Source organism: Methyloparacoccus murrellii, assembly GCF_054657115.1.
In genome coordinates this window covers 1-4596 of record NZ_BAAHXD010000082.1, presented here as the reverse complement: position 1 = coordinate 4596, position 4596 = coordinate 1, and the positions used below count along the sequence as shown (strand labels likewise).

Below are 4596 nucleotides of genomic sequence, written 5' to 3'. Positions count from 1 at the left end.
TGCCATCGCATCTGACGCCGTTGCGTCTGCCCGCGCCATGCTAAATAACGCCATTCGCGCTGGCCGAGATACCTTCACCGCCCGCAAGGAATTGACCGCTGCCGAGCAAGCTGCTGCCCGCGAGAGGGCCGCCAATGACAACCTGCTGGGCCAAATGCAAAAAGCCCGCGCCGACGCCATCAGCAGGCAGGTTCGGGGAGAGACCAAGGAACTGACGGACGCCATCAAGGCCGAGTGCCAGTCTGTGTTGCCGGGCTTCGCGCCCGACGTAACAGTTGAGTCGCACCGCCTGACCTTGCTCCTCGAAGCAAAGAGCAGGCTGGCCGATATTCAGGCCGCTCGGAATGAGCTGCAACACGACCTCGAGAATCTGCGCACCCGCCTGGGCGAAGTGGAAACCCAGATTGCCGCCATCCATGCCGGCGACGACCGCTCGGACGCCGCCATGGGTCGAGTCCACATGCTGGGGCTGGATCGCAGCGACATTGCGGCATTGATTGAGGCTGCTGCGGCCCAAATGGAAGCCCTCGAGCTGCCGGCCCTGGGCGACCTGGAACGCGGATGGCTGGCCGCCAAAACGGAAGCCCGATTCCGCGCCCGCGCCGCCGTGATGGGGGAGCTGGAGCGCCGCTTGCTGGATTTGGCGACTGAAGCCAGGGCGATTCTTGGCCCGGGGCAACATCCAGAACTACGCTATCGGCCAAATGCCGTCATGAGGCAGGCCGCGCAACAAGCCATCGTCTAGCCGTGGACGCGCCGGGCGTCGAATACTTCGAGATTCAGGCGGGCGGTCAGTCCGTCCGCCTGTTCCGCTGCGAAACGCACTTGGCCGACCTCACGCCCACCGCCTGTGCAGCCCGGTTCCGTGCCGCCAGGGGCGCGTATCGCCTTGACTTCTCCCGGTGCCGGCACTGCCCGATTGGAGCGGTCCATGCGGGCAAGCTCGCCCCCGCCAGGCCCGCCAGCGACTGCGTGAGGTGCGGAAAGTGGGCGTCGAAATTGGTCCGCAATTTGCTCTGCGTGCCCTGCTACAACCGCCAACAGGAAGTCCTGAAGGGCCAGGACCGGCGTGGTCGTCCACCAAAAGCGGTTGTTCAGTTTTGGGAGCCGGCACCCGCCCGCGAGTCGGGGAAGATTCCACAGGTGTTCAACTTCCTCGTCGACGTCCAGGGCGTGGGCATCCGCGAATTCATTGCCGTGAGGCCGCGTGAGGCCCTTGAGCAAGCGAGCCGGCTGTTCTACCGGGGCGTGCCGCTGGCCATGAAGGTCACGAACGCCGCCGCCCTGGGCCGCCAGATTCCGCGTTACCCCGGTAACGCGCCACAAACGAGAGCCGCATGAGTACCACCGTTGACCTGGCCGCAATCGAAAGCGCCGTCAAGCATTACCTGAGCCCCGAGGGGCCGTCAGTGCTGGAGTGCTGCCGCACGTTTGGCGTGTCCGAGGGCACGCTACGGCGCGTCCTGAAAGCCCGTGGGATCGTGGCCCGGTCGGCGGTCGAGCAGAAGCGAAAGAAGGTGGTCGAGCACTTCGCTGGCGGGCCGGGGGCGGACCGGCTGGCGGACGCCGAGCCAACCGCCGAGGCCATTCTTGCTGCCGCCGAGGTGGATATTGGCGACATGCAATCTGGTCTTGAGGTCGCGCGGGGCTGCCTGAGACGACTCAAGGAATTGGTGCCCAAGGCCGCCGACGCGAGAGAAATCAAGCTGATTGCCGAAGCGAACGAAAAAGCCGTGCTCACGATTCGCAAGATTCGCGGGCTCGACGCGCCGGTCGATTTTTCCGACTGGTCCGACGACGAGCTCGAACAGTTCGCCCGCACGGGCCGCATGCCGAGTGGCCGCCGATGAACGCCGTGCAGGCTCGCGCTGCCCTGGAACTGCGCCGCCGGCAAGCCGATGGCAACGGCGTCGCCGTCATCATTCAGGACGGCGACTTGTGGCGTTACCGGGGCCAGCTGCTGACCGACGATGAGGCCGCCTTGGTCCGGCGGACATTCCGTGGGCAAATGATCGTGGTCAACCGCTCCGCCGCGCCTCTACCCGCCTCGGCATAACCCGACCCAATCGAACCGCCCATGAACATCATCAACCCCAGCAATCATTCCGTCATTCCGATTGCCGGCAAGCCAAGCCGCTACCCCAAGTCTGGTGATACCTGCGACGTATGCCGGGTGCCTTTGCGCGGGAACGTGTTGAGCTTGGTCGCCGTCAAGGAAAAGCTGACCCCCCAAGTGGATGGTGAACTGGCCTACGCCGGGCCGGAGTTCTGGCCACTGATCTATTACTGCGGTCCAGCCTGCGCCAGGGCCGCCCCGAGTGACTTAGCCAAGCTGAATTGCCGCATGACCGAGCCGGGCGTGTCGCTGGTGACGCCTTGCGGGGTCTGCGGGGAACTGACAGACCGGACGCGCTTCGCCACCAGCCTGATCCTGGATCGCGTGCGGGTTGATGGTACCGACGACGACGCGCTGACGCTGTTTGACTTCAGCGTGATTTGCCCCGACTGCGGCACGTGGGCTGACTGATGCCCCCGACCAAACATAGGGTACCCGTGCGCTGCTAGGCCGGAATCGCCGGCGCATCCAGTTGTATACCGTCGAAAGTCAACACCTGCAACTGTATACTGTCGGGAGTAACCATCAGGGAGACCCGACATGCGCATGACGGCCAATCGCAAACACGTCCTGGCGGCACTGGCCGATAGCGGAGGCGACTGCGGAGACCCGCCGCGCTCAGCCGCCGATGTGGCCTGGGTGCTGATGAATGCCCACGACTACCATTGGAGTGGGTTTGAATCGCTCAAGGCCGTGCCCACCAAGCAGCAAATCCACCGGACGCTCAAGGAACTGTGGCACGAGGGTGCCATTGTGGCCAGCCGGCGCAAGATGGACAGGCGCAACAATCTGCCTGGCTGGGTTGTCACGTATGAGGTGGCGGAGGGCATGTTCGAGCGGGTCCTGGAATCGCGGATCGCGGAACTTCATCGCAAAGTGAGCCGCGCCGTGCATGGCGTCAACATGCTGGGTTCAACCTTCGACCAGGGCGCGACGCCGGAAGCTGCGGAGGCCATGCGCCGGGAACTGGATGAGCTTTCAGGCCGCTCGGATGATCCTCGACTGCACCAATGCCGCGCCGCCCTGGATGCGGGCTTGCCCCTGCCCGATGGCTACCTGCCCAAAACCATCGGCGGGTTGCGCTCGCTGATGCAGAAGCATCATCCCGACAAAGGCGGGAACCGCGCGGTGTTCGAGCAGGCGAAGCGGGCGCTTGAGTCGCTGCGGAAGGCGGCATAAGCAAGGCAGTGCCCACGGGCATGGCGCAGATCGCCCCCGCCTGGTTCGCCAAAGGGGGTAGCAACTGGCTATCCCCCCCCCGCCTGTTCAACGGCGCCGGTTTGCGGCAGACTGACCCCAAGAAGCCGCCTTAGCAAAGCCATCCTCCGCTCCCAAGGCTTGCGGTGATCCTTGATACGGTAGATCAACGGTGAGGATGGCACCCTTCTCCTGGAGTGCGCCATGACCATTCCCGACTCTCTCTCTGACCCCTACGGCGACGACGCCATGCTCCCCGGCGAGTACCGGGGCCTGCCCGGCATGACGCCTGAAGAGGTCGCCGCCGAGAAAGCCCGGTGGAAAGCCATTGCCGGCGAACTCGACAAAACCCGGACCACGCCCAAGCGGACCTTGCTGGAACTGGCTCAAGCCAAGCCCGGAGACCCGCTGTTCGAGGAAGCGTGTCGGGTATTCGACTGGAAAGACTGACCACGCCCTGCCTGCCCGTCGACACCCCCGCCCGCCACGGTGCTGCCGACCTAGTAGCGCCGGCCGCCGTCGCGCCGGGCTTTGGCGAGGCGGGTATCAATGATGGTGCGCAGCCGCTCCACCTCGGCATAGCCCTATCCAGGGCACCGCCCGTGCTCTGCTGGCCGCGTAAGGCCAGAAAGAGCCCTGTCGCCAAAAGGGGGGGTAGCTTTTCGCTAGTCCCCCTCGGAAGTGCTTTCGCTGAGCCTCGCGGCTGTTGACCGGATTTTGCCCCGAGGTTCCCTCAGTTTTTTGGCGGGGGAACCTACAGAATCGGCCGGCAGAGGCCCCCCCCCGAAATCCGGTGTTACAGAGTCACGAAACCGTTTTAGCGTGGTCTGGCTGTGGATAAGTGGGGGTACTTTCATCTGGTGTGCCCACATGTGTGCCCACGGCGAGTCTTTCAAAATCAAGAACTCAGCAATTACGTGGCCTTGAGCGTGTTCGCTATTTTCTGCATCGGACGATCCCATCTCCTCGCCGGGCAGGTATTGCCGGGAGCGGCCACTCTACCCGCTCCGACCTGGGGCAAAGCCTTGCCCGGCAGGTTCTTCATCCGCCTCAAACCCAGACACGGGACAGCCGCGAGGAGAGAACGCCGGGAAAATTTTCCTTTTCGCACGAGCGGCTTACGCACAGGCAGGCCATGCAGAAAAATGACCCACAAATAAGGCTCGGGCGGTTTCCCGTTGCTACGCCATGAACATCCGGACTCTTGATGCGTGCCGAGATGCGGCGGTTTACCAGACGGAAAGGGGTAACCCATCACGCACAGCGCCCCACAGCAAACGCTT

The 4596-nt window shown here is 64.0% G+C and carries 8 protein-coding genes; 7 read left to right on the top strand and 1 reads right to left on the bottom strand.

Annotated features, from left to right (window positions below):
• The 7 genes from ACYQ1H_RS15155 to ACYQ1H_RS15125 form a co-directional block, all read left to right on the top strand.
• On the top strand, positions 1 to 745 hold a 745-nt coding region (locus ACYQ1H_RS15155; RefSeq protein WP_460028881.1), incomplete at its 5' end, for a hypothetical protein.
• Between the two features lie 2 nt (positions 746 to 747).
• A complete protein-coding gene (locus tag ACYQ1H_RS15150) occupies positions 748 to 1341 on the top strand; it encodes a hypothetical protein (protein ID WP_460028880.1) in 594 nt (197 codons plus the stop codon).
• Positions 1338 to 1850: a hypothetical protein gene (locus tag ACYQ1H_RS15145; protein ID WP_460028879.1), complete on the top strand. Its 513-nt coding sequence runs from the start codon at positions 1338 to 1340 to the stop codon at positions 1848 to 1850. Before ACYQ1H_RS15150 ends, ACYQ1H_RS15145 begins: the two co-directional genes overlap by 4 nt.
• Positions 1847 to 2056, top strand: a complete 210-nt coding sequence (locus ACYQ1H_RS15140) for a hypothetical protein (protein ID WP_460028878.1) — start codon at positions 1847 to 1849, stop codon at positions 2054 to 2056. Before ACYQ1H_RS15145 ends, ACYQ1H_RS15140 begins: the two co-directional genes overlap by 4 nt.
• 21 nt (positions 2057 to 2077) lie before the next feature.
• Entirely contained in the window at positions 2078 to 2527 is a 450-nt protein-coding gene (locus ACYQ1H_RS15135) for a hypothetical protein (protein WP_460028877.1), read from the top strand.
• 129 nt (positions 2528 to 2656) lie between these two features.
• Positions 2657 to 3295 carry a hypothetical protein gene (locus ACYQ1H_RS15130; RefSeq protein ID WP_460028876.1) on the top strand — a complete coding sequence of 213 codons (639 nt, stop codon included), beginning with the start codon at positions 2657 to 2659 and terminating at the stop codon, positions 3293 to 3295.
• Positions 3296 to 3517: 222 nt separating this feature from the next.
• The gene (locus ACYQ1H_RS15125; RefSeq protein ID WP_460028875.1) at positions 3518 to 3763 is read left to right on the top strand and encodes a hypothetical protein; all 246 of its coding nucleotides are present in this window, start codon (positions 3518 to 3520) and stop codon (positions 3761 to 3763) included.
• A 463-nt stretch (positions 3764 to 4226) separates the two neighbouring features.
• Here ACYQ1H_RS15125 and ACYQ1H_RS15120 read toward each other — a convergent pair.
• On the bottom strand, positions 4227 to 4596 hold a 370-nt coding region (locus ACYQ1H_RS15120; RefSeq protein WP_460028874.1), incomplete at its 5' end, for a hypothetical protein.

Bases quoted from the DNA above. Each gene is read 5' to 3' on its own strand.
- ACYQ1H_RS15145 (WP_460028879.1), top strand. From the start codon at position 1,338: ATGAGTACCACCGTTGACCTGGCCGCAATCGAAAGCGCCGTCAAGCAT.
- ACYQ1H_RS15140 (WP_460028878.1), top strand. From the start codon at position 1,847: ATGAACGCCGTGCAGGCTCGCGCTGCCCTGGAACTGCGCCGCCGGCAA.
- ACYQ1H_RS15135 (WP_460028877.1), top strand. From the start codon at position 2,078: ATGAACATCATCAACCCCAGCAATCATTCCGTCATTCCGATTGCCGGC.
- ACYQ1H_RS15130 (WP_460028876.1), top strand. From the start codon at position 2,657: ATGCGCATGACGGCCAATCGCAAACACGTCCTGGCGGCACTGGCCGAT.
- ACYQ1H_RS15125 (WP_460028875.1), top strand. From the start codon at position 3,518: ATGACCATTCCCGACTCTCTCTCTGACCCCTACGGCGACGACGCCATG.